Annotated in this window: 18 protein-coding genes; 8 read left to right on the top strand and 10 right to left on the bottom strand. The window is 74.1% G+C overall.

Annotation, left to right across the window (positions count from 1 at the left end; translation table 11 throughout):
* Nucleotides 1–367 precede the first annotated feature (367 nt).
* The gene (locus ABZ117_RS05895) at nt 368–1,369 is read right to left on the bottom strand and encodes a helix-turn-helix domain-containing protein (protein ID WP_356817771.1); all 1,002 of its coding nucleotides are present in this window, start codon (nt 1,367–1,369) and stop codon (nt 368–370) included.
* Between the two features lie 188 nt (nt 1,370–1,557).
* Between ABZ117_RS05895 and ABZ117_RS05890 the strand changes: the two genes are divergently transcribed.
* On the top strand, nt 1,558–2,799 hold the full coding sequence (locus ABZ117_RS05890) for an MFS transporter (RefSeq protein ID WP_356818153.1): 1,242 nt from the start codon (nt 1,558–1,560) through the stop codon (nt 2,797–2,799).
* A 15-nt stretch (nt 2,800–2,814) separates the two neighbouring features.
* Here ABZ117_RS05890 and ABZ117_RS05885 read toward each other — a convergent pair whose 3' ends face one another.
* The 3 genes from ABZ117_RS05885 to ABZ117_RS05875 form a co-directional block, all read right to left on the bottom strand.
* Nucleotides 2,815–4,002: an NAD(P)/FAD-dependent oxidoreductase gene (locus ABZ117_RS05885; protein ID WP_356817769.1), complete on the bottom strand. Its 1,188-nt coding sequence runs from the start codon at nt 4,000–4,002 to the stop codon at nt 2,815–2,817.
* A 172-nt stretch (nt 4,003–4,174) separates the two neighbouring features.
* On the bottom strand, nt 4,175–4,843 hold the full coding sequence (locus ABZ117_RS05880; protein WP_356817767.1) for a pyridoxal 5'-phosphate synthase: 669 nt from the start codon (nt 4,841–4,843) through the stop codon (nt 4,175–4,177).
* A 78-nt stretch (nt 4,844–4,921) separates the two neighbouring features.
* Entirely contained in the window at nt 4,922–5,539 is a 618-nt protein-coding gene (locus ABZ117_RS05875; protein ID WP_356817765.1) for a LysE family transporter, read from the bottom strand.
* An 82-nt stretch (nt 5,540–5,621) separates the two neighbouring features.
* On the opposite strand from ABZ117_RS05875, the gene ABZ117_RS05870 reads away from it, so the two are divergent.
* Nucleotides 5,622–6,074 (top strand): Lrp/AsnC family transcriptional regulator, encoded by a 453-nt coding sequence (locus ABZ117_RS05870; RefSeq protein WP_356817763.1) that lies wholly within the window; start codon nt 5,622–5,624, stop codon nt 6,072–6,074.
* A 78-nt stretch (nt 6,075–6,152) separates the two neighbouring features.
* Here the strand turns inward: ABZ117_RS05870 and ABZ117_RS05865 are convergent, their stop codons facing one another.
* A complete protein-coding gene (locus ABZ117_RS05865) occupies nt 6,153–6,785 on the bottom strand; it encodes a TetR family transcriptional regulator (RefSeq protein WP_356818151.1) in 633 nt (210 codons plus the stop codon).
* A gap of 134 nt (nt 6,786–6,919) precedes the next feature.
* Here ABZ117_RS05865 and ABZ117_RS05860 point away from each other — a divergent pair, with 134 nt between their 5' ends.
* Both ABZ117_RS05860 and ABZ117_RS05855 read left to right on the top strand, forming a co-directional pair.
* Entirely contained in the window at nt 6,920–7,651 is a 732-nt protein-coding gene (locus tag ABZ117_RS05860; protein WP_356817761.1) for a VOC family protein, read from the top strand.
* 169 nt (nt 7,652–7,820) lie between these two features.
* A complete protein-coding gene (locus tag ABZ117_RS05855) occupies nt 7,821–10,172 on the top strand; it encodes a serine/threonine-protein kinase (protein ID WP_356817759.1) in 2,352 nt (783 codons plus the stop codon).
* Nucleotides 10,173–10,352: 180 nt separating this feature from the next.
* Here the strand turns inward: ABZ117_RS05855 and ABZ117_RS05850 are convergent, their stop codons facing one another.
* From ABZ117_RS05850 to ABZ117_RS05840, 3 genes are all read right to left on the bottom strand, one after another.
* Nucleotides 10,353–10,553: a hypothetical protein gene (locus ABZ117_RS05850; RefSeq protein ID WP_356817757.1), complete on the bottom strand. Its 201-nt coding sequence runs from the start codon at nt 10,551–10,553 to the stop codon at nt 10,353–10,355.
* A 248-nt stretch (nt 10,554–10,801) separates the two neighbouring features.
* Nucleotides 10,802–13,771 (bottom strand): BTAD domain-containing putative transcriptional regulator, encoded by a 2,970-nt coding sequence (locus ABZ117_RS05845; RefSeq protein WP_356817755.1) that lies wholly within the window; start codon nt 13,769–13,771, stop codon nt 10,802–10,804.
* A gap of 196 nt (nt 13,772–13,967) precedes the next feature.
* A complete protein-coding gene (locus ABZ117_RS05840) occupies nt 13,968–14,378 on the bottom strand; it encodes a nitroreductase/quinone reductase family protein (protein ID WP_356817753.1) in 411 nt (136 codons plus the stop codon).
* 918 nt (nt 14,379–15,296) lie between these two features.
* On the opposite strand from ABZ117_RS05840, the gene ABZ117_RS05835 reads away from it, so the two are divergent.
* The 3 genes from ABZ117_RS05835 to ABZ117_RS05825 are packed head-to-tail and all read left to right on the top strand — an operon-like array spanning nt 15,297 to nt 19,398.
* Nucleotides 15,297–16,142: an LLM class F420-dependent oxidoreductase gene (locus ABZ117_RS05835; protein ID WP_356817751.1), complete on the top strand. Its 846-nt coding sequence runs from the start codon at nt 15,297–15,299 to the stop codon at nt 16,140–16,142.
* A gap of 47 nt (nt 16,143–16,189) precedes the next feature.
* Nucleotides 16,190–18,775, top strand: a complete 2,586-nt coding sequence (locus tag ABZ117_RS05830) for a bifunctional FO biosynthesis protein CofGH (protein WP_356817749.1) — start codon at nt 16,190–16,192, stop codon at nt 18,773–18,775.
* A gap of 59 nt (nt 18,776–18,834) precedes the next feature.
* Nucleotides 18,835–19,398, top strand: coding sequence for a hypothetical protein (locus ABZ117_RS05825; protein ID WP_356817747.1), 564 nt, complete (start codon nt 18,835–18,837; stop codon nt 19,396–19,398).
* Here the strand turns inward: ABZ117_RS05825 and ABZ117_RS05820 are convergent.
* Nucleotides 19,391–19,894 carry a DUF2165 domain-containing protein gene (locus ABZ117_RS05820; protein ID WP_356818149.1) on the bottom strand — a complete coding sequence of 168 codons (504 nt, stop codon included), beginning with the start codon at nt 19,892–19,894 and terminating at the stop codon, nt 19,391–19,393. The two genes, ABZ117_RS05825 and ABZ117_RS05820, sit on opposite strands and share 8 nt — an antisense overlap.
* 187 nt (nt 19,895–20,081) lie before the next feature.
* Between ABZ117_RS05820 and ABZ117_RS05815 the strand changes: the two genes are divergently transcribed.
* On the top strand, nt 20,082–21,197 hold the full coding sequence (locus ABZ117_RS05815; protein ID WP_356817745.1) for an ADP-ribosylglycohydrolase family protein: 1,116 nt from the start codon (nt 20,082–20,084) through the stop codon (nt 21,195–21,197).
* A gap of 34 nt (nt 21,198–21,231) precedes the next feature.
* Here ABZ117_RS05815 and ABZ117_RS05810 read toward each other — a convergent pair whose 3' ends face one another.
* Complete coding sequence (locus ABZ117_RS05810) at nt 21,232–22,791, bottom strand: sodium:solute symporter family protein (RefSeq protein ID WP_356817743.1); 1,560 nt, start codon at nt 22,789–22,791, stop codon at nt 21,232–21,234.
* Nucleotides 22,792–23,031 lie beyond the last annotated feature (240 nt).

Genomic DNA, 23,031 nt, shown 5'->3' with positions numbered 1-23,031 from the left:
CGTCCCGGCGACCGCGCCCCGTCCGACCGCGTCCCGCCCGCCCGCACCCTGCCGACCGCGTCCCGCCCGCCCGCACCCTGCCGACCGCGTCCCGCCCGCCCGCACCCCGCCGCCCGCGCCTCCCCGCCCGCACCCCGTCAACCGCACCCCGCCGACCACGCCCCGCCAACCGCACCTCCCCCGCTGCGCCCCGCCCCCTCCGCACCCCTGCCGTCATGCGTCTGCCGGGTGCGGCGCCGGCGTCGCAAAGGGCGCATCCGGGGGTGCCGCCGGGGGCGCCGGTGACCGCCGTCGGCAGGGCCGAACACGTGCCGTCTCGTTTCTCCACAGGCTGTGGACAACTTTTCGCCGCGCGGCGGAGCGGTGCTCACGGCCGGGTGCCGGCACCCGCCCGGAATGTCCGCCGGTACGCCGTCGGCGTCACCCCGAGCGTCTGCTGGAGGTGCTGCCGCATCGACTGGGCCGTGCCGAAGCCCGCCTCCCGCGCCACCTGGTCCATGGACAGACCGGTCGATTCCAGCAGATGCCGGGCGCGTTCCACGCGCTGCCGGGTGAGCCACTGGCCGGGGCTGACGCCGACCTCCTCCCGGAAGCGGCGGGTGAACGTGCGTACCGACATGGCCTCCTGCCCGGCCATGTCCCGCAGCTGGATCGGTTCGTGCAGCCGGGTCAGCGCCCAGGCGCGGGCGGCGGCCGTCGTGGCCAGCTGCGGGTCGGGGACGGGGCGGTGGATGTACTGGGCCTGACCACCGTCGCGGTGGGGCGGTACGACCGTGCTCCGGGCGACCTCGTTGGCGACGGCCGTGCCGAAGTCGCGGCGGACCATGTGCAGGCACAGGTCGATCCCGGCGGCCACGCCGGCCGAGGTCAGCACGTCGCCGTCGTCGACGAACAGCACGTCCGCGTCCACCCTGATCCGCGGGAACAGCCGCTGGAGGTGTTCCGCGTGCGCCCAGTGCGTGGTCGCCGGGCGGCCGTCGAGGTAGCCGGCGGCGGCGAGGACGTAGACGCCGGTGCAGATGGAGGCGAGCCGGGTGCCGGGGCGGACGCGAGCGAGGGCGGCGGCCAGGTCGTCGGTGAGCCGGCCCTCGTCGTGGACCGGGCCGAGTTCGTACGACGCCGGGACGATCACCGTGTCGGCCGTGGCCAGCGCCTCGGGTCCGTGGGCGACGTGCACGGCGAAGTCGGCGTCCGTCTCGACCGGGCCGGGCGGCCGTACGGAGCAGGTCACGACCTCGTACAGGTGCCGTCCCCGTGCGTCCCGCGGGCGGCCGAAGATCCGGTGCGGGATGCCGAGTTCGAAGGGCAGCAGGCCGTCCAGGGCGAGGACGGCGATCCGGTGCGGCCGGAATTCCCCGGTGGGTGTCATGGCCCGATCCTAGCGAAGGCTGTCCTCCGGGCCACTCGTCGCCCGCGCGCGGTGCCCCGACGCTGAGTGACGTGACTCGGACAAGCCCAGCCCCCGCCCCGGACGCCGTCCCCGCCCCGGACGCCGCGTCCGTTCCCGCCCCGCCCTTCCCCACGCCCGTCCAGGCCCCGCCCGCCCGGCACCACCGCGTGCACCGCGCCTGGTTCGTCGCCGCGGTCACGTTCGTCACGATCATCGGCGCGGCGGCCTTCCGCTCCCTGCCCGGCCTGCTCATCGACCCGCTGAACCAGGAGTTCGGCTGGTCGCGCGGCACGATCGGCGCGGCGGTCTCCCTCAATCTCGCGCTGTACGGCCTCACCGCGCCGTTCGCCGCCGCGCTGATGGACCGCTTCGGCATCCGGCGCGTGGTCGCCCTCGCGCTCCTCGTGATCGCGGCCGGATCCGGGCTGACGGTGTGGATGACGGCAGCCTGGCAACTGTGGCTGTGCTGGGGACTGCTGGTCGGCCTCGGCACCGGCTCCATGGCGCTGGCCTTCGCCGCGACCGTGACCAACCGCTGGTTCACCGAGCGGCGCGGCCTGGTCAGCGGCATCCTCACCGCGGCCTCCGCCTCCGGACAGCTGATCTTCCTGCCGCTGCTGTCGCGGATCGTCGAGCGGCACCACTGGCGTCCCGCCGCGGTGACCGTCGCGCTCGCCGCGCTCGCCGTGGTCCCCTTCGTCTGGCTGCTGCTGCGCGACCACCCGGCCGACGTGGGCGCGGCGCCGTACGGGGCGCGGGAGTTCGTGCCGAAGCCGCCGCCCGTCACCGGTGCCGCCCGCCGGACGCTCACCGTCCTGTCCGCCGCCGCCCGGACGGGCACCTTCTGGCTGCTCGCCGGCACCTTCGCGATCTGCGGAGCCTCCACCAACGGGCTGGTGCAGACCCACTTCGTGCCCGCCGAGCACGACCACGGGATGCCCGTGACGACGGCGGCCTCGCTGCTCGCGGTGATCGGCGTGTTCGACGTCGTCGGCACGATCGCCTCCGGCTGGTTCACCGACCGCTTCGAACCGCGCCGCCTGCTCGCCGTCTACTACGCCCTGCGCGGCCTGTCGCTGCTGTTCCTGCCGATGCTGCTGGGCCCCGCCGTGCACCCGCCGATGCTCTTCTTCATCGTCTTCTACGGCCTGGACTGGGTGGCCACCGTCCCGCCCACCCTGGCCCTGTGCCGCGAGCGGTTCGGCGAGGACAGTGCCATCGTCTTCGGGTGGGTCCTCGCCTCCCACCAGATCGGCGCGGCCCTCGTCGCCTACCTGGCCGGTTTCGCCCACGACGTCGTCGGCTCCTACGACCCGGTCTGGTACGCCTCCGGCACCCTGTGCGCGGTGGCGGCCCTCATGTCCCTGGTCATCCGCCGTGGCCCGGGCGCCCGCACGGTCACCGCGTGAGGGCGCCCGGCGGAGTCACCGCCGGGCGGAGAGGCTCTTGGCGACGGCCCGTGCGATCCGGCGCGCGTCGATCGCCAGCTCCCGCAGCATCCCGCTGATCGGGTTGGTGAAGCCGGTGAAGTACAGGCCGGGCGCCTGCGCGGGCGTGCGGCCGCCGTGCACCACCGGCCGGCCGCGGTCGTCCAGTACCCCGAGATGTCCGACGAGCCCCTCCAGCGCCCGGACGTACCCGGTCGCCGCGATCACCGCGTCGGGCGTGATCCGGCTGCCGTCGGCGAGGACCACCTTCCCGTCGTCGAACGCCTCGACGGCGGCGACGATCTCCACCTCGCCCCGGCGTACGGCGTCGGTCAGGCCGACGTCCTGGACCGGGATCGCGCCCTGCCGCACCCTGCTGTACAGGCCGGTGTCGGGACGTGGCAGCCCGTGCGCGGACAGGTCCGGGGTACTGAGCCGGGTCACCGGCCCGGCGAGCCGGTCCACGAGCCGCACCGGCAGCCGCCGGACCAGCACGCCCGTGTACTGGGCGGCCCAGCCGAGGGTCGACCGGCGCAGGATGTGCGGCGCCGTGCGCACCGCCAGCCGCACCCGCGCGGCCCCGCCCTCCACCAGGTCGACGGCGATCTCCGCGCCGGTGTTGCCGATGCCGACGACGAGCACGTCCCGGCCGGCGTACGGCCCGGCGGCGCGGTACTCGCCCGCGTGCAGGAACTCCCCGGTGTACGTCTCGCGGCCGGGCCAGTCGGGCACCCGCGGGGTGTGGTTGTAGCCGGTGGCGACGACCACCGCGGTGCCGGTCAGCTCCCGCCCGCCGGAGGCGTGCAGCAGCCAGCCGGTGCCGTCCCCGGTCCGCTCGACGCGGTGCACCTCCACGCCGGTGACGATCTCCAGCCGGTGGTGTTCGGCGTACTTCTCCAGGTAGCGCACCACGTTGTCCCGGGCCACCCAGCGCCCGAACCGGCGGGGGACGGCGAGGCCGGGCAGCGCGGACAGCCGCCGGGTGGTGTGCAGCCGCAGCCGGTCGTAGTGCCGGCGCCAGGAGGCGGCCACCCGGTCGGACTTCTCCAGCACCACGGCCCGTACGCCCCGCGCCCGCAGCGCCTGGGCGACGGCCAGGCCGCCCGGACCCGCGCCGATGACGTAGACCGGGCGGTCGGCGGGGGTCGGCGAGAGGTGGACGGGGGAGGGACGGGAGACGGCCATGAGCGGGAGCGTAATCACCCACCAGGTTGATGGGTCTCGGTCAAGACCGGAATCGGTTGCGACTTGATCACGGGCCCGGTCCACGGCGGACCCGCAGCCGCCCGCACACCCCGGCGCACCCGCGCCTCAGCGCACACCCCGGCGCACCCGCCTCAGCGCCCGCCCGGCACCCTCACGGCCACAGCAGGCCCCTGCTCCAGCCGAACCCCGTGCTGCGGTACTCCAGCCGGACGTGCTGCCGTCGCGCGTCCCCCTGGAAGAACTCCACCGTCTCCGGGCGGACCCGGTACAGCGTCCAGGTCGGCGACGGCTCGTCCGGGTTCTCCCGCGCCCTCTCCCACGCCGCCTCGGAGGCCTCCCGCAGCTCGGCCGCCGAGGACAGCTCCTCGCTCTGCCGCCCGGTCAGCGCGGCGGCCAGCGCGCCCGTGGAGCGCGCGTGCAGATCGGCCTGGCTCTCCGGCGACGGCGCCGCAGCCACCGGCCCCCGCAGCCGCACCTGCCGCCCGAGCACCGGCCAGTAGAAGGTGAGGGCGGCGTACGGCCGGACGCTCAGGTCGCGGCCCTTGCGGCTCGTGGCGTGCGTGGCGAAGGACCAGCCGTCCGCGTCGGCGCCGTGCAGCATCACGATCCGCGCATCCGGCCGGCCCTCCTCGTCCACCGTCGCCAGCGCCATGGTGTGCGGCTCCGGCTGCCCCGCCGCCACCGCCTCCGCGAACCAGTCCGTGAACAGGGTCAGCGGGGTGGGAGGGGCGGTGTCCGGATCGAAGGGGCGCAGTTCGGTCACCCCGGGGTCCCAGACGCGCAGCGAGCGGAGGAGTGCGTGGAGATCCTTTTGTGCCATGGGGCGAGTATCACCGGTGGGCGCGGTCTCACTCCCGCACGGCGCCACCGCCCCGGGGCACCCCGCGGCGCGGGAACCCTAGAGCGTCGCGAGCCGTTCCACCAGCAGCAGGGCGCCGATGCCCAGCATCGCCGCCCCGGAGGTGCGGGTCACCGCGCGCGCCGCCGCCGGGCGGGCGGCCAGCAGGGTGCGGGCGAGGACCCCGACGGTGAGATAGACGGCCGCGCAGCACGCCATGTGGAGCAGCCCGAGTGCCGCCGTCTGCGCAGGGACGGGGAGGCGGGCGCCCCGCAGGGTGAGGAACTGGGGGAGGACCGAGAGGTAGAGCAGCAGGCCCTTGGGGTTGAGGCCGCTGATCGTCGCGCCGCGCAGGAACGGCCGGCCGGCGGGCGGGGGCGCGTCGGCGGCGCCGGGGACCGCCGGGCGGCGCAGGACGCCCCAGCCCAGCCACAGCAGATAGCCGGCGCCGGCCACGGTGAGCGCCGTCAGCAGCCGGGGGGAGCCGGCCACCAGCACCGCGAGGCCGGCCGCCGCCAGGGCCGTGTGCAGGGCGTATCCGCAGACCAGGCCCGCCACCGCACGCGGGACCGGGCTGCCGCGCAGGGCGCCCGCGATGACGTACGCCCAGTCGGCGCCCGGCACGCACACCAGCAGCAGGTCCACCACGAGGAAGGAGAAGAGCAGTCCCGAGTCCATGCCGGGGACATTAGGCGTGAATGGCCCGAAAGTGTTCCCGAAATTTGCCCGTGATCGCGCAGTCTGAGCAAATATTTTCTTCATGGACGACGTGGACCGGAAAATCCTTGCCGAGCTGCAACAGGACGGGCGGCTGACCGTGACCGAGCTGGCCGGCCGGGTGCGGCTGAGCGTCTCGCCCTGCCACCGGCGGCTGCGGGAGCTGGAGCGGTCCGGCGCCATCCAGGGCTACCGCGCGGTGGTGGACGCGACGGCGCTCGGGCTGAACTTCGAGGCGCTGGTCTTCGTGTCCATGCGGCAGGAGGACCGGGACACGGTCGCCGGGTTCGAGCGGGCGGTCGGTGAGCTGGAGCATGTGCTGGACGCCCAGCGGCTCTTCGGGGAGCCGGACTATCTGCTCCGGGTCGCCACCACGGACCTGGCCGCCTTCCAGCGGCTGTACGACGAGCGGCTGGCGACCCTGCCGGGGGTGCAGCGGCTGACGTCGACGCTGGTGATGAAACACGTGGTGCGGGACCGGCCGTTGCCGGCCTGACGACACAGGCGGTGGTCCACCTCGGGTGGACCACCGCCTGCCGGACAGGACGTGGACGGGGAAAAAGGGGAGTGGGCGCTACTTGGTCGGCTTCCTGCCGGTCACGCCCAGGTGTACCAACAGCGCCAGGGCCGGCTTGAGTTCGGCCGCCTTCACGCCCGAGGAGGGGCCCTTCTGGTGGCCCGCCACCGCCGCGAGCATGGCGACCAGTGCACCGGCCACCGCCGCCGGGCTGACGTCCTTGTCGACCCGGCCCTTGGACTGGAGTTCGGCGATGGAGCCGGCGAGGGAGGCGTTCACCGAGTTCAGGATCCTCGTGCGGATCTTGGAGAATCGTTTGTCCCCCTCGGCCGCGCCGAGGTCGATCACCCGCAGGATCGCGTCGTTGCGGCGCCAGAACTCCAGAAATCCGTCCACGAGTTCCTGGGCGGTCTGCCAGCCCGACCGGCCGGCCCAGGTGCGTCCCTCGAGCAGCCCGGCCAGTCCCGTGCTCTCGGCCGCCATCTGCTCGGCGACCTCCAGGACGGCGCCCTCGACATCCGGGAAGTACTGGTAGAAGGTCGCGGGCGACGTCCCCGCCTTCCGGGCGACATCGATGACCTTGACGTCCCGGTAGGGGGAGGAGCTGAGCATCTCGCTGAGGCAGTCGAGCAGCTTCTGCCGGGTCGCCTGCCCACGCCGGCCGGCCACGCGGCCGTCGACGGTACGCACTTGTCCTGTCATGTCGTCAGCTTACCGAGGGGCGATGGGAGCGCTATTCGGCCGACTGCAAATGGGGTGCGCGGGGAGATCGGGGAAGGTGTGCCTGGTCTGCGCGGTGCGCGCGGCCCGGTTACGTTGACCGCATGGCCGAAAACAGGGCATCCATGAACGAAGAGGTGTACGGGGAGGGCGTCCCCTGCTGGGTGGACGCCCAGCTGCCCGACGTGGCGGCGGGCAAGCGGTTCTACGGCGGGCTCTTCGGGTGGACCTTCGAGGAGGCGCACGGCTCCGGCGTGTGGGCGCGGCTGGACGGCGGCCTCGTCGCCTCGCTGGCCCCGAAGTCGGACGGCCGCATGCCCACCGTCTGGACCGTCTCCTTCGCCACCTCGGACGCGGAGGCCCTCGGCCGGCGGATCACGGCGGCCGGCGGGCAGGTGGTCATGGCTCCCTTCCCGGTGGGCGACCTCGGGACCGCCGCCCTGGCCGCAGACCCCGAGGGCGCGGTGTTCGGGCTGTGGCAGCCCGGCACCCACCGCGGCTTCGACCGGCGGCACGAGCCCGGCACCTTCGTCTGGGCCGAGCTGTACACCCGGGACACCGCCGGGGCCAACGCCTTCTACGGCGGCCTCTTCCACGACGCCCTGTTCGGCGGTGGCGAACCCGACTTCGGCCGCGCGGAGGTCACCGAGGTGTTCGCCGCCGAGATGCCCCCGCACTTCCTCACCCACTTCCGGGTCGCGGAGCTGGCGGACGCCCTCGGAACCGTGGGACGGCTCGGCGGACGGGTGCAGGCGCCACCCTTCGAGACGTCGTACGGACGCGTGGCCGTCGTCACCGACAATCAGGGGGCGTCGTTCGCGCTGCTGGAGCGCTGACGCGTCCGCTTTGGCGTAAGACACCCCGATATCTGACCGGGTTCGCAACCAGCCGCCCGGCCAGGAAGAATCAGGGTGCGTGCCGCCATGGCGGTGCGGTGGTGAGACGCTGCACTTCGGTCGCGTACATATGTGGATGGCGCGGCTCGTACGGGGAGGTGGCAGGCAAGTGGTGGATCAGCTGACGCAGCACGATCCGCGGCGGATCGGGCCGTTCGAGGTGCTGGGCCGGCTGGGGGCCGGCGGCATGGGGCTGGTCTATCTCGCACGCTCGGCGTCCGGCCGGCGCGTGGCGATCAAGACGGTGCGCACCGAGCTGGCCGAGGACCAGCTCTTCCGCGTCCGCTTCACCCGCGAGGTCGAGGCGGCCCGCGCGGTCTCCGGCTTCTACACCGCGGCCGTCGTCGACGCCGACCCGCGTGCCGCCGTGCCCTGGCTGGCCACCGCCTACGTGCCCGCGCCCTCGCTGGAAGAGATAGTGAACGAGTGCGGGCCGCTCCCGGCGCAGGCCGTGCGCTGGCTCGCCGCGGGCATCGCCGAGGCCCTCCAGTCCATCCACGGGGCGGGCCTGGTCCACCGCGACCTCAAGCCGTCCAACGTCCTCGTCGTCGAGGACGGCCCCCGGGTGATCGACTTCGGCATCGCCTCCGGTGTCTCCAACACCCGGCTGACGATGACGAACGTCGCCGTCGGCACCCCCGCCTACATGTCCCCGGAGCAGGCCAAGGACTCCCGCAGCGTCACCGGCGCCAGCGACGTCTTCTCGCTCGGCTCCACCCTCGTCTTCGCGGCCACCGGCCACCCGCCCTTCCATGGCGCCAACCCGGTCGAGACCGTCTTCATGCTGCTCCGCGAGGGCCCCGACCTCACGGGCCTGCCGGACGAACTGCGCCCGCTCATCGACGCCTGCATGCAGATGGAGGCCACCGGCCGTCCCAGCCCCGCCGACCTCCAGGCTCAGCTGGCCCCGCACCTGTTCGGCTCCGGCTCCGACGACAGCGGCACCGCCTCCGCCTGGCTGCCGGAGAAGGCGGTCGCGCTCATCGAGACCCGCCGCGGCGGCCGTACGGCCGTCAAGGCCGTCCCGGTCACCACCGGCGGCCCCCGCGGCGGCGCCCGGCCGGCCGTCCCCCCGCCGCCGCCCTACGACCCGCCGGTCCCGGCCCGCGTGCCCACCCCGGCCGGCGCCCCCGGCACCGGCCCGGTCCAGCTGGCCGGCGCCAAGGTGCCCATCGGCCCCGGCCCCCGGGTCGCCGACGCCCGCGCCGCCGCCGTCAAGGCGCCCCCGCCCGAGGCCGGACTGGTGGCCGGCTGGTCCCGGCCCCGTCCCGGCGTGGCCGCCGCCGACCCCGCCGTACCGCCCGCGCCCCCGGCGCCCCCGGAGACGCCGGGCGGCTGGCGCCCCTGGCGTTTCCGCATGTCCAACGACGTCTGGGGCACCCCGTCGGTCGACGGTGACCTGGTCTACGTCACCTCCTTCGAGGTGCACGCCCTGGACGTGGCCACCGGCCGCCGCCGGTTCAAGACCCGGGACGTGGCCTGGTCCATGGCGGTGGCGGACGGCCGTGTCCACGCCTCCGACGGCCCCACCCTGTTCGCGCTGGACGCCCGCGAGGGCACCGACCTGTGGCGGCTGTCCACGGACGCCTGGGTGTACTCCCTGAACGCCGACCGCGGCACCGTCGTCACCGGCACCCGGGGCGGCGGGGCGCAGGCCTGGGACGCGTCCAACGGCCAGAAGCTGTGGGAGATCACCGGCTGCCAGACCGACTTCGAGTCCCCCGAGGCGGGCCCGGTCGTCCACGACGGCACGGTCTACGTGTGGCAGGACGCCCGGCTGCGCGCCCTGGAGGCCCGCACCGGCGAGGAACGCTGGTCGTACCCCATCGGTGACGCCGCCTCCTGCGGCGGTGTCCCCGTCCGTCTCGCCCCGGCCCCCGACGGCTGCGTCTACCTCTCCGCCGGCACCCGGGTCCTCGCCGTCGAGGCGGCGAGCGGCATCGTCCGCTGGCACTTCGAGGCCCCCGCGGTCTTCCTGTGCCCGCCCGCGTACGCCCCGGGCCCGGCCGTCACCGGCGGCGGCGTCTACCTCGCCGACTACCTCGGCACGGTCTACGCCCTCGACGCCGCCGACGGCCGCGACCGCTGGCGCATCGCGACGGAGGGCCGCTCCTCGGTGGAACCCGTCCTGGTGGCCGCCGGGCACGTGCACGTCGGCAGCGGAAAGGGCCTGTACACCCTGGACGCGGTCACCGGCACGCCCAAGTGGCGCTTCCAGGCGGGCGGTGACGTCGTGGGCGCGCCCGCCGTGGCGGAGGGCCGCATCCACTTCGGTTCCACCGACCACCTGCTGTACACCCTCAAGGCCGACGACGGCCGGCTGCGCTGGAAGCTCGCCACGGGCGGCGAGATCACCGGCTCACCGGTCGTGCGGGACGGGGTGGTGTACGCGTGCAGCAAGGACCGGTGCGTGTACGCGCTGGACGCGGAGAAGGGCACGGGGACCGCGCGGACCGCGTAGGGCGCGACGGCCGTCGCACCGGTGTACACGGAAAGGGCTCCGGACGGCGGCCGTCCACGGCCGACGCTACCCCCGGCGTCCGGCACCCGCCAGGTGCGGGCCGTTCCCGGACATGCCTCGGCCGCGACGGCTCCCCCTCCGCGCCGCCGCGGCCGATTCCCCCGTCGGATGAGAGGCCGGTCAGACCGTCTCGTCGGTGGCGTGGACGTTGTCCGTCGTGGCGGTGCCGGCGGGCTCGCCGGACAGCTTCAGCGGTTCGACGGTGGCGTGGACGTTCTTGATGGTGACGGGCTCGCTGGTGGCGTGCACGTTGTCGGTGGTGGCGACGCCGGTGGGCTCCCCCGTCGCGTGGACGTTGTCCGTGCTGGTCTGGTCGCTCATCTCGCTGGCTCCCCTGGCAGTGCTGTGCGATGAATAGGCGGGATCCGCCCGGCATCTCCCCCGAGTACTGTCGGGTGGATCCCGCTGGGCCGGTTCACCCTAGAGGGCCGGCCGCGTGCCGTACCGCCGGCCCCCCTCATGCGACGGCTCGGCAAGGACGACAGTGCCGGACAGCGATAAACGAATGATGAACGTCACTTTCCGGATCCCCGGCGCGGCTCGCGTCCCGGGAGGTGCGCGGCCGTCCCTCAGGCCGCCGTCGTCGGCTTGAGCAGGGACCGGACGCGGTCCGCCTCCGGAGTGCCCAGCGCCTCGAAGATGCCGAGGGCCTCGCTCCAGCAGACCTGGGCCCGGTCCAGCTGGCCGATGCCGTTCAGGGCCTGGCCCAGCACCGTCAGGACGTTGCCGCACCGCCATTCCCCGCCGATGTCTCTGAGCACGGTCAGCGCCGACTCCGCGTTCACCGCGGCCTGGGCGGGGCGGTCGGCGGCGAGGTCGAGCTCGGCGAGACGGAAGAGCGTCATGCCCTCCCACAGCCGTTGCCGGCTGTCCCGGAACACCTGTAGGGCCCGCTGGAGGCAGTCGGTGGCGTCGGCCAGCCGCCCACTGTGGGTGAGCGCCAGCCCCAGCGCGTAGCGGCCGTTGGCGCCCTTGAGCGCATGCTCCATGTCGTCGTACATGGCGGTGCCCTGCCGTGCGAGTGCCACCGCACTGTCCGTCCGCCCGGTGGCCAGGTGGATGCGGGACAGATTGCACAGCGCGCTGGCCTCACCGGGGCGGTCCCGCAGCGCGCGGAAGTTGTCGATGGCGCGCTCGAAGTGCTCCTCGCCCACCTTGTGCCGGTTCTGGTACAGCGCGATGACGCCGCTGATGTTCGCCGCCCAGCAGCCGGTGAGCGGATCGGCGGCCTCCCGCGCCAGCCCCGTCGCCCGTTCCGCTTCCTCCAGCGCCACGTCGAACCGGCTCCCCGAGATGTGGTGCACGAACGCCAGCGTGGTCAGGGCCCGTCCCTCGCTCCGGCGGTCCCCGGCGCTTCGCGCGGCGTCCCGCAGCAGCTCCGCGACCGCCTCGTACTCCTTGGAGTTGGCGCCCGACTCGGCCAGGTCCACCGCGGCCCACAGGGCGTCGACCGCACGGCGCAGCGTCCCCGGTCCGGCGGACTGCCGTACGCAGGCGAGGAGGGACACGGCCTCGGAGTACAGCCAGTCCCGGGCCGCCCGCCGGTCCGGGAACACCAGCCCGGCGTGCTCGGCGCGCTCGAGATGGTCCACGAGGCGGTCGCCCGGCCGTTCGATCAGATAGGCGTCGCCCGCTGTCGCCAGGTAGAAGTCCAGCAGCCGGGACAGCGCCGCCTCCCGGTCGCTCGACGGCTGTTCGTCGCGCTCCGCGCAGGACCGGGCGTAGAGCCGGACCAGGTCGTGGAAGCGGTAGCGGCCCGGTGCCGCCGACTCCAGCAGGGACGTGTCCACCAGGGACTCCAGGAGGTCCTCGGTGTCGTCCGCGGGGAGGTCCAGGACCGCTGCCGCCGCCGCCAGGGAGAGGTCGGGGCCGTCGGCCAGGCCCAGCAGGCGGAAGGCCCGGGCCTGGGCGGGTTCCAGCTGGCCGTAGCCCAGTTCGAAGGTGGCCTTCACGGCGAGGTCGCCGGCCTGGAGCTCGTCGAGGCGGCGGCGTTCGTCGGCGAGCTTGGCCGCCAGGACGGACACCGTCCAGGTGCGGCGGGCCGCCAGCCGGGAGGCGGCGATGCGGATCGCGAGGGGCAGGAAGCCGCAGGCGGCGACGACGTCCAGGGCGGCCTCGCGTTCCGCGGCGACCCGTTCCTCGCCGACGATCCGCGTGAAGAGGCACAGCGCCTCGTCGGGGGACATCACGTCCAGGTCGATCAGGTGGGCGCCGGCGAGGTCGAGCATGCGGACCCGGGAGGTGACCAGGGCGGCGCAGCCCTCAGTGCCGGGCAGCAGGGGCCGTACCTGGGCCGCGTCCTTGGCGTTGTCCAGCAGGACCAGGACCCGGCGGCCGTCCAGGACCGAGCGGTACAGGGCCGCCCGTTCGGCCAGGGAGTCGGGGATCGCCGACTCGGCGGTGCCGAGGGCGCGCAGGAAGGAACCGAGGACGGTCTCCGGTTCGGCGGGGCGGTGGCCCGCGCCCTGGAGGTCCACGTACAGCTGGCCGTCGGGGAAGGCGGTGCGGGCCCGGTGGGCCACGTGGACCGCCAGGGTCGTCTTGCCGACACCGCCGATGCCGGCCAGCGCCGACACCGCCATCACCCGGCCCTCCGCCTCGGACGCCGAGGACAGCACCTCGCTCAGCTCCGACACGAACGCGTCCCGGCCGGTGAAGTCGGGGACGGACGCCGGGAGCTGGGCGGGGCGGACGGACACCGCGGCGGGCTCCGCGACGGGCGCCGAGGGCTCGGCGAGGGCCGGGTCCGCCCGGAGGATGCGCTGCTGGAGTTCCCGCAGGCCGGGGCGCGGGTCCACGCCGAGTTCCTCGGCCAGCAGGCGGCGGGTGTCGGCGTACACGGCGAGGGCTTCCGCCTGCCGGCCGCTGCGGTACAGGGCCAGCATCAGCAGCTCGCGCAGGCGTTCGCGCAGCGGGTGGGCGGCGGTCAGGGCGGTCAGTTCCGAGACGGCCTCGGCGTGGCAGCCCTGTTCCAGGTCCATGTCCAGGCGCGCCTCCAGCAGGCCGAGGCGCCATTCCTCCAGCCGGGCCCGCTGGGCCTCGGCGTAGGGGCCGGGGACGCCCGCGAGCGGTTCGCCGTCCCAGAGTGCCAGCGCCTTGTTCAGCAGGGCGCGGGCGTGGGAGAGGTCTCCGGCGCCGCGGGCCTTCTCGGCCTCCGTCGCCAGGTCCTGCGCGACCGTCGCGTCCAGGGCGCCCTCGCGCAGCCCGCGGACGGCGTAGCCGCCGGACTCGCTGACCAGTACGTCGGGATCCAGGCTCTTGCGCAGCCGCGACGCGTAGGTGCGGACCGCCGCCAGCGCCTGGGACGGCGGCTCGGACCCCCACAGCGCGTCGATCAGTTCCGCCGCCGTGGCCGTACGGCCTTCGCGCAGCAGCAGGGCGGCCAGCAGGGCGCGCTGCTGGGGGGAGCCCGTGCTGAGCGCCTCCTCACCGCGCCAGGCCCGCACCGGGCCGAGCACGCCGAAGCGCAGCGGGGCCGCCTCCGCGGTGGCCACGGAGCCGGCGCGCCGCTGCTCGGGCACTCGCGGCCGACCGTCCATGCGTTCGTCCCCCTCGGCGTCACGGACAACCCCGTCAGTTTGCCTTGTTCCGGGGGGTTGCGTCAGCCGGGGGAGACGCCGATCACAGGTGACGGGTTCCGGTCCACAAGGCCCTCACACGGTCTCCGCATCCGGTCCGCCCGCCGGCCACTACTGACGGGCTGTCAGAAGTGGTTGCCGATAGCCGACATGGCGGCTACGAGGTCTCCGGCCGGTCCGTCAGGTCCACCCGGATCGTCAGCAGGTCCGTGCCGAACGCCCGTACCGCCGTGCTGTTGAGGCGCGGCAGGGAGCGCAGCCGGGCCACGGCGTCGTCGTCGGGGAGGAGATGGGCGGTGCCGTGGTGCCAGCGGCCGGCGACGCGGACCCGGACCCGGGGGTCGGCCTCGATGTTGCGCACGTACTGCGACCTGCGGCCGAACTCCGAGACCAGCCAGAAGGAGTCGCCGATCCGGCGTCCGCCGACCGGGGTCGGCCGGGGCAGGCCGGATGTGCGGCCGGTGGTCTCCAGCAGGGTCTGGAACGGCAGGCGCCGGTTCAGCGGGTTGGCGACGTACCGCTGCAAGCGGGTCACGACGCGGTGCTTGAGATCGGCGCGGCCTGACATGTCCGACGGTCCTCCTGCGCTGTGCGGGCACGCCGGCCCGGCCCCGTGCGGGGCGTGTCACGCGCCGGCGGTCACGCGGCGCACGCCTGCCAGCGTCCCCCGCGGCCTGGGCGAACGCAACGGGGGAGCGCGCCCGGAAGGGCGCCCGGTCCGCCCCGGCCCGCGTCCCCGGGCGAGCGTTATGGGGTGGCGGGGGGAACGGCGCGCTCTGGGTTCCGGTCCGCGTCCCGGGCGAGTATGAGGGGGGTGGCTGCGCCGGTTAGCCGCGCCGCCGGTGCGTGTGCTGGGGGATGTGGTGGCGGGGAGGGTCGGTGCGCTCCGGGTGCCGTGCCGGTGCGCGTTTCGGGGGCGAGTGGGATGGGGTGGCAGCGCCTGCTAGCCGCGGCGCCGGTCCGCGGCCCGGGCGAACGCAACGGGGAGCGCGCCCGGCTCGCCCCGGTCCGCGTCCCCGGGCGAGCGTTATGGGGTGGCAGGGAGGATCGGCGCGCTCCGGGTTCCGGTCCGCGTCTCGGGCGAGTGGGATGGGGGTGGCTGCGCCAGCACGCCGCGCCGCCGGTGCGCGTCCCGGGGGGCTTGGTGGCGGGGAGGGTCGGTGCGCCCTGGGTTCCGGTCCGCGTCTCGGGCGGGCGTGATGGGGGTGGCAGCGTCGGCAAGCCCCACCACTGGTGCGCGTCCGGGGGGCGTGACGGCGGGGAGGGCCGGCGCGCCCGGCCATCGGCCCGCGACGCGCCACCGGCCCGCGCCCCGGGGAAGCGTGACGGCGGGGGCGACCGGCGCGTCCCGGGGCGGCCGGTACGGCGGGGGTGACCGGCGCGTCCCGGGGCGGCCGGTACGGCGGGGGCGGGGCCGGGACACCTCGGTGCCCGATTCCGACCGGTCGGTATGGACAGACGGGCCGGCGCCCGGTACAGATGCCCCATGCGTATCTCCGTCACGGTCTTCCTCACCGACGAGACCGTCACCCCCACCCGCCTCGCCCGTGAACTCGAGGCCCGCGGCTTCGCCGGCCTGTATCTCCCGGAGCACACCCACATCCCCGTCGAGCGCACCAGCCCGTACCCCGCCGGCGGCGAGCTGCCGCGCGAGTACGGCCGTACCCTCGACCCGTTCGTCGCCCTCGGCCAGGCCGCCGCCGTCACCGAGCGCCTCGGCCTCGGCACCGGCATCACCCTGGTCGCCCAGCACGACCCGATCGGCCTCGCCAAGCAGATCGCCACCCTGGACCACCTGTCCGGCGGCCGGTTCACCCTCGGCCTCGGCTACGGCTGGAACGTGGAGGAGGCCGCCGACCACGGGGTGCGCTGGGGGACCCGGCGCGAGCTGGTCCGGGAGCGGATGGCGGTGATGCGCGCCCTGTGGGCGCCGGAACCCACGGCGTACGAGGGGGAGTTCGCCGGTGTGCGGGCCAGCCTCGCCCACCCCAAGCCCGTCCAGGAGCCGCGCGGACCGGTCACCGGCCCCCGCACGCTGGTCGGCGGTGCCGCGGGGCCCAAGCTGTTCGCGCACATCGCCGAGTTCGCCGACGGCTGGCTGCCGATCGGCGGGCGCGGGCTCACCGAGGCGCTGCCCGTCCTGCGCTCGGTGTGGGCGGACGCGGGCCGCGACCCGGCCGCCCTCCAGATCGTCCCGTACGCCGTCCGGCCCACCCCCGGCAAGCTCGACCACTACGCCGAGCTGGGCGTCGAGGAGGTCGTGGTCCAGTTGCCGCCCGCCGGGGAGGCGGAGGTGCTCCGGGCGCTCGACGAGTACGCGCCGCTGCTGTAGCTCCCGAGGGCCCGTTGGGGTGATCAGCGCGAACGTATGCTCAAGAGATGACGACTTCCGCGACCCCCGGAACCGGCCCCACCGAGAACTCCATGCGTCGCGCCCTCAAACGTGCCCGCGACGGCGTCGCCCTCGACGTGGCCGAGGCGGCGGTCCTGCTCCAGGCGCGCGGCGAGGCGCTCACCGGCCTCGCCGCGTCGGCCGCCCGGGTGCGGGACGCGGGGCTCGAGGCGGCGGGCAGGCCCGGCGTCATCACGTACTCGAAGAGCGTCTTCGTCCCCCTGACCCGGCTGTGCCGGGACAAGTGCCACTACTGCACCTTCGCGACCGTGCCGGGCCGGCTGCGCCGCGAGGGGCACGGGATGTTCATGTCCCCCGACGAGGTGCTGGACATCGCCCGCAAGGGCGCCGCCCTCGGCTGCAAGGAAGCTCTGATCACCCTCGGGGACAAGCCCGAGGACCGGTGGCCGGAGGCGCGCGAGTGGCTCGACGCGCACGGCTACGACGACACGATCGCCTACGTCCGCGCCGTCTCCATCCGCATCCTGGAGGAGACGGGCCTGCTGCCGCACCTCAACCCGGGCGTCATGAGCTGGACGGACTTCCAGCGTCTGAAGCCGGTCGCGCCGAGCATGGGCATGATGCTGGAGACGACGGCGACGCGGCTGTGGTCCGAGCCGGGCGGCCCGCACCACGGCTCCCCGGACAAGGAGCCGGCCGTACGGCTGCGGGTGCTTCAGGACGCCGGCCGCTCCTCCGTGCCCTTCACCTCGGGCCTGCTCATCGGCATCGGCGAGACGTACGAGGAGCGCGCGGAGTCCCTGTTCGCCCTGCGCAAGGTCGCCCGCGCCCACCACGGCATCCAGGAACTGATCATCCAGAACTTCCGCGCCAAGCCGGACACGGCGATGCGCGGCATGCCGGACGCCGAACTGGACGACCTCGTCGCCACCGTCGCCGTCGCCCGGCACATCATGGGCCCCACCGCATGCCTCCAGGCCCCGCCGAACCTGGTCGACAGCGAGTACGAGCGGCTCATCGGGGCCGGCATCGACGACTGGGGCGGCGTCTCCCCGCTCACCATCGACCACGTCAACCCCGAACGCCCCTGGCCGCAGATCGAGGAACTGGCGCGCAGGTCCCGGGCGGCGGGCTTCGAGCTGCGCGAACGACTGTGTGTCTACCCGGAGTTCGTGCGCCGCGGCGAGCCCTGGCTGGACCCGCGGCTGCGCCCGCACGTCGACGCCCTCGCCGACCCGGCGACGGGCCTGGCCCGCCCCGACGCGGTCGTCGAGGGCCGCCCGTGGCAGGAGCCCGACGAGGTCTTCACGGCGACGGGCCGCACCGACCTGCACACGTCCATCGACAGCGAGGGCCGCACGGCCGACCGGCGCGGGGACTTCGACGAGGTCTACGGCGACTGGGAGGCCCTGCGCGAGGCGGCGGCCCCCGGCATGGTGCCGCAGCGCATCGACGGCGATGTGCGCGGAGCACTGCGCACCGCGGCCGACGACCCGACGCGCCTGACCGATGCCGAGGCCCTCGCCCTGTTCCACGCGGACGGCCCGGCGCTGGACGCGCTGTGCCGGGTGGCCGACGACGTCCGCAGGACGGTGAACGGCGACGACGTCACCTACATCGTCACCCGCAACATCAACTTCACCAACGTCTGCTACACCGGCTGCCGGTTCTGCGCCTTCGCGCAGCGCCGCACGGACGTGGACGCGTACACGCTCTCGCTGGAGCAGGTGGCGGACCGGGCGCAGCAGGCGTGGGACGTCGGCGCGGTCGAGGTGTGCATGCAGGGCGGCATCCACCCGGACCTGCCGGGCACGGCGTACTTCGACATCGCCAGGGCGGTGAAGGAACGCGTCCCCGGCATGCACGTGCACGCCTTCTCCCCGATGGAGGTCGTCAACGGCGCGAGCCGGACCGGGCTGTCGATCCGCGAGTGGCTGACCGCGGCGAAGGAGGCCGGTCTGGACTCCGTTCCCGGTACCGCGGCCGAGATCCTGGACGACGAGGTCCGCTGGGTGCTGACCAAGGGCAAGCTGCCCACGGCCACCTGGATCGAGGTGATCACGACGGCGCACGAGCTGGGCATCCGCTCGTCGTCCACCATGATGTACGGGCATGTGGACCAGCCCCGCCACTGGCTCGGCCACCTGCGCACCCTGGCCGGGATCCAGCGGGAGACGGGCGGCTTCACGGAGTTCGTGACGCTGCCCTTCATCCACACGAACGCGCCGGTCTATCTGGCGGGCATCGCCCGCCCGGGCCCGACGACACGGGACAACCGGGCGGTGACCGCGATGGCCCGTCTGCTGCTGCACCCCTGGATTCCCAACATCCAGACGAGCTGGGTGAAGCTGGGCACGGAGGGGGCGGCGGAGATGCTGCGCTCCGGCGCGAACGACCTGGGCGGCACGCTCATGGAGGAGACCATCTCCCGGATGGCGGGCTCCTCCTACGGCTCGTACAAGTCGGTCCGCGACCTGGTGGCGGTGGCGGAGGCGGCCGGCCGCCCGGCGAAACCGCGCACCACCCTGTACGGCGAGGTCCCCGGGGAACGGCAGCGGGCGGCCGAGGCGTCCGACGGGCACCTGCCGGAACTGCTGCCCGTCCTGGACTGAGTACGATGATCCGACCCCCGATCCCAGAAGGGGCCCCGTAGCGGAGGAGATGCGTACCCGTGGCTGCCCTACTGCCCTCGTGGGCCTGGGTCACCGGTCTGACGGCGGGGGCGACCGCGGTCGTCATCGCCCTCGCCGTGCAGGCGGACCACGCGCCGCATCCCACGGCCGCGACGGCCCGGCCCGGCCCCTCGGCGTCGGCGAGAGCCCACGCCTCCCCGGCCCCGGAGGCGCCGGCCGCGCCCGCCCTGCCGGACGCGTCCGGCGAGGGCCGCCGGATCGTCTACTCGCTCGGCGAGAAGCGGGTGTGGCTGGTCGACGCGACCGGCCGGGCCGGCCGCACCTTCCCGGTGTGGCCGGGCACGGTCGGCCCGCGGCCCGGCCGCTACTCGGTCACCCTGCGCACCCAGTCCCTCAAGGGCTCGGACGGCGTGGAGATCGAGCACGTCATGTACTTCACCAAGGCGTCCGGCGTGAACATCGCCTTCTCCAACGCCCTGGACGGCGCCTCGCCGCCGCCCGCGAACGGCCAGAAGCTGGGCGGCATACGCATGCGCAAGGAGGACGGCGCCGCGCTGTGGGCCTTCGGCGACCAGGGCACCAGGGTGGCGGTCGTCAACTAGCGTCCGGCCGCCCGCCGCCGGGCAGGTGGTTGACGATGAGGGCGACTCCGCTGACCAGGAACACCCGGGTCGCCGCGTCCAGCCCGTTCCAGCTCTTCGACTGCCACATCGCGAACCACTCGCCGCCGATCGCGATGAACCCGGCACCGAAGAGCAGCAGCAGCATCAGCAGCCCGTAGGTGGACACGCGCCGGGCGAGACCGTGCCGCCCCCGAGCCCACAGGTACGTGCCCCACACCAGGAGCACGGCCGCCACCGTCTCCCAGGCGATGATCAGGACGTAGGCGGTGTCCTGGAGGCCGGTGCTCGTGATGGCCCGCCACATCAGGGCGTCGTCGCGGAACGTCGTGTCCATCGCCAGTACGTGCCGTACGAACTGCTGGTTCGTGCCGAAGTCGGTGATGTTCCCGATGGCCACCAGGGCGATGTACAGGGCGAGGATGCCGGTCACGATGCCGGCCGCGGTACTGGCGGTGCGCGAGGGGCGCGTGGTCATGTCCATGGCTGGCATCTTGCCCGACCGCGGGCGGCTCACGTGGGGGTGCCGCGATCCCCGCGCACGGAATGCGCCACCCCGCGCCGCCCCCGTCCCCTTCGGCCCGCTTCGCCCCACTGAACCGACCGTCCCCGGTCGATTACAGTGCCTAGCGTCGTACGGATGGACGGTGCCGTGAGGAGGCCTGGTGGGTGCGACGTCCGGCGCCGTCTGGGGCCGTGCCGAACAGCAGGACTTCCGCAGCAGGGTGCGCGGCACCCTCCTCGGCACCGCCGTGGGCGACGCGCTGGGCGGCCCGGCGGACGCGCTGTCCCTGGACGAGATCCGGGCGGCCTACGGCCCCGAGGGGCTGCTCGACCTCGCCTTCGGACACGGGCGGCGGGGCACGGTCACCCACCACACCCAGCTGACCCTGTTCACCGTCGACGGGCTGATACGCGCCCAGGTGCGCCGCGACACCGGCGTCTGGCACCCGCCGACCGACGTGCACCGGGCGTACCGGCGCTGGGCCGCCACCCAGACCGACTGGGGACCCGACGAACGCCGCGCGGACGACGGGTGGCTGGCCCGCGAGGAGTGGCTGTACGCCCGCCGCGAGCCGACCCGGGCGCTGCTCATCGGGCTCGGCGACGCCGCCATGGGCACGCCGGAGCGGCCCAAGAACCCCGGTGAACTCGGCCCGGAGGCCGTCGCCCGGTCGGCGCCGTTCGGGCTGCTGGTCGGCTGGGAACCGCAGCTCGTCGTCCAGCTGGCGGTGGAGTGCGCGGCCCAGACCCACGGCCACCCCCTCGCCTGTCTGTCGGCGGGCGCGTACGCCGTGATCGTGCACGGGCTGGCCCGGGGCGAGAGCCTGGACGGCGCCGTACGGGGAGCCCTGGACCTGCTCGCCGCCCGCCCCGGCCACCAGCCGGTCACGGACGCCCTCCGGCACGCCCTCGGCGCCGTACGGCAGGGTGTGCCGGGCCCGGCCCGGGTGGAGGAGCTGGCCGGCGACGGCACGGCGGACGGGCTGCTCGCCGCGGCCGTGTACTGCGCGCTGGTCGGGGAGGACGTACGGCACGGGCTGTGCCTGGCGGTGAACCAGAGCGGCCCCTCGGCCGCCGCGGGCGCCCTGACCGGCGGCCTCCTCGGCGCCCTGCACGGCGAGACGGCCCTCCCCCCGGCCTGGCTGGCCGAGCTGGAGGGCCGCCCGACGGTGCTGGAGCTGGCCGACGACTTCGCGATGGAGATGACCCAGGGTCCCGCCCTGCACGGGCCGGCCGGCTCGTCCCCGGGCTGGCTGGCCCGGTACCCGAGGGCGTGAGCCGGGCCCGTACTCCCCGGCGCGGCAGCCCCTCCTACGGCGCCCCCACCACGTCGTCCCCCGCCGTGGCCGGTGCCGGGACCGCCGCCATCGCGTCCCCGTCCGTGTTGACCTTCTCGATGACGGCCAGCCGCTCCGGGGTGTCCTCCGGCTTCAGGTGGCCGATCAGGACGTACAGGACCAGGGAGACCGCCAGCGGCACCGAGACCTGGTACTGGAGCGGGACGCCGCCGTCGATGTTCCAGTTGATCGGGTAGTTGACCAGCCAGAAGGCCAGCAGGCCCGCCGCCCAGCTGGTGAGGGCCGCCGTCGGGCCGGAGCGGCGGAACGGGCGGAGCAGACCGAGCATCATCGGGATCGCGATCGGCCCCATCAGACCGGCCACCCACTTGATGACGACCGTGATGATGTCCTTGAACGCGGGCGAGTTGACCTGCGTGGCCACCGCCATGGACAGGCCGAGGAAGACGACCGTGGTCACGCGGGCCGCGACCAGCCCCGACCGCTCGCCCCACGCCCGTGCCCGCGCCGACAGCACCGGCGCCACGTCCCGGGTGAACACCGCCGAGATCGCGTTGGCGTCGGAGGAGCACATGGCCATGGTGTGCGAGAAGAACCCGACGATGACCAGGCCCAGCAGGCCGTGCGGCAGCAGCTGTTCGGTCATCAGGGCGTAGGAGTCGGAGCCGTCCGGTTTCTGCGCGTGGACCAGCAGAGGGGACATCCACATCGGGAAGAACAGGACCACCGGCCAGACCAGCCACAGGACCGCCGACAGCCGGGCCGAGCGCTCGGCCTCGCGCGCGCTGCCCGTCGCCATGTAGCGCTGGGCCTGGTTGAGCATGCCGCCGTTGTACTCGAAGAGCTTGATGAACAGGAACGCCAGCAGGAACACCGTGGTGTACGGGCCGATCAGCGGTTTGCCGTGGCCGTGCAGGGCCGGCTGGTCCCAGGCGTCGAGGAAGCCGATGTGCCGGTCGCCGAGCTTGGTCACGACCGCGACGAACATGGAGACACCGGCCATCAACTGGATGATGAACTGGCCGAGTTCGGTGAGCGCGTCCGCCCACAGCCCGCCGATCGTGCAGTAGACCGCCGTGATGGCGCCGGTGATCAGGATGCCCTGGTTCAGTGACACACCCGTGAACACCGACAGCAGGGTGGAGATCGCCGCCCACTTCGCGCCGACGTCCACGATCTTCAGCAGCATGCCGGACCAGGCGAGCGCCTGCTGGGTGCGCAGGTCGTAGCGGTTCTTCAGGTACTCCAGCGGGGAGGCCACATGAAGGCGGGAGCGCAGCCGGTTGATCCGCGGCGCGAACAGTTTCGAGCCGATGGCGATGCCGAACGCGATGGGGAAGGACCAGGTGACGAACGAGGTGACGCCGTAGGTGTAGGCGATGCCCGCGTACCCGGTGAACATCACCGCGCTGTAGCCCGACATGTGGTGCGAGATGCCGGACAGCCACCAGGGCATCCTGCCGCCGGCCGTGAAGAAGTCCGAGACGTTGTCCACGCGCTTGTGCGACCAGACGCCGATCGCGACCATCACGCCGAAGTAGCCGATGAGCACGGCCCAGTCGAGACTGTTCATGTGCCCGATCGTGGGTCCGAGCACATGAACACGACAAGCGAGCGGTCGGTCAAGTCGAGGTAAAATCGTCCGCGATATTGACCTGAGTTCACCTACGTGAACGCAGGAAAGGGTGGTCCCGCCCGGAAACGCCAACGGCCCGGCACGGCGCCACCACGGCGCCGGGCCGGACCGCTCACGAGCGACCGCGGGACCTGGGTCAGGCAGGCGGACGGACCCCTGCGCGGCCCACCGCCCCGA

It is taken from the genome of Streptomyces sp. NPDC006309 (genome assembly GCF_040613095.1).
Lineage (GTDB): Bacteria > Actinomycetota > Actinomycetes > Streptomycetales > Streptomycetaceae > Streptomyces.
This window is presented reverse-complemented; position numbering and strand designations above follow the sequence as displayed.

Coding starts and splice junctions, on each gene's coding strand:
- ABZ117_RS05820 (WP_356818149.1), bottom strand. CDS start 19,894: ATGACCACGCGCCCCTCGCGCACCGCCAGTACCGCGGCCGGCATCGTG.
- ABZ117_RS05895 (WP_356817771.1), bottom strand. CDS start 1,369: ATGACACCCACCGGGGAATTCCGGCCGCACCGGATCGCCGTCCTCGCC.
- ABZ117_RS05810 (WP_356817743.1), bottom strand. CDS start 22,791: ATGAACAGTCTCGACTGGGCCGTGCTCATCGGCTACTTCGGCGTGATG.
- ABZ117_RS05875 (WP_356817765.1), bottom strand. CDS start 5,539: ATGGACTCGGGACTGCTCTTCTCCTTCCTCGTGGTGGACCTGCTGCTG.
- ABZ117_RS05880 (WP_356817767.1), bottom strand. CDS start 4,843: ATGGCACAAAAGGATCTCCACGCACTCCTCCGCTCGCTGCGCGTCTGG.
- ABZ117_RS05850 (WP_356817757.1), bottom strand. CDS start 10,553: ATGAGCGACCAGACCAGCACGGACAACGTCCACGCGACGGGGGAGCCC.
- ABZ117_RS05845 (WP_356817755.1), bottom strand. CDS start 13,771: ATGGACGGTCGGCCGCGAGTGCCCGAGCAGCGGCGCGCCGGCTCCGTG.
- ABZ117_RS05860 (WP_356817761.1), top strand. CDS start 6,920: ATGGCCGAAAACAGGGCATCCATGAACGAAGAGGTGTACGGGGAGGGC.
- ABZ117_RS05840 (WP_356817753.1), bottom strand. CDS start 14,378: ATGTCAGGCCGCGCCGATCTCAAGCACCGCGTCGTGACCCGCTTGCAG.
- ABZ117_RS05835 (WP_356817751.1), top strand. CDS start 15,297: ATGCGTATCTCCGTCACGGTCTTCCTCACCGACGAGACCGTCACCCCC.
- ABZ117_RS05870 (WP_356817763.1), top strand. CDS start 5,622: ATGGACGACGTGGACCGGAAAATCCTTGCCGAGCTGCAACAGGACGGG.
- ABZ117_RS05830 (WP_356817749.1), top strand. CDS start 16,190: ATGACGACTTCCGCGACCCCCGGAACCGGCCCCACCGAGAACTCCATG.
- ABZ117_RS05885 (WP_356817769.1), bottom strand. CDS start 4,002: ATGGCCGTCTCCCGTCCCTCCCCCGTCCACCTCTCGCCGACCCCCGCC.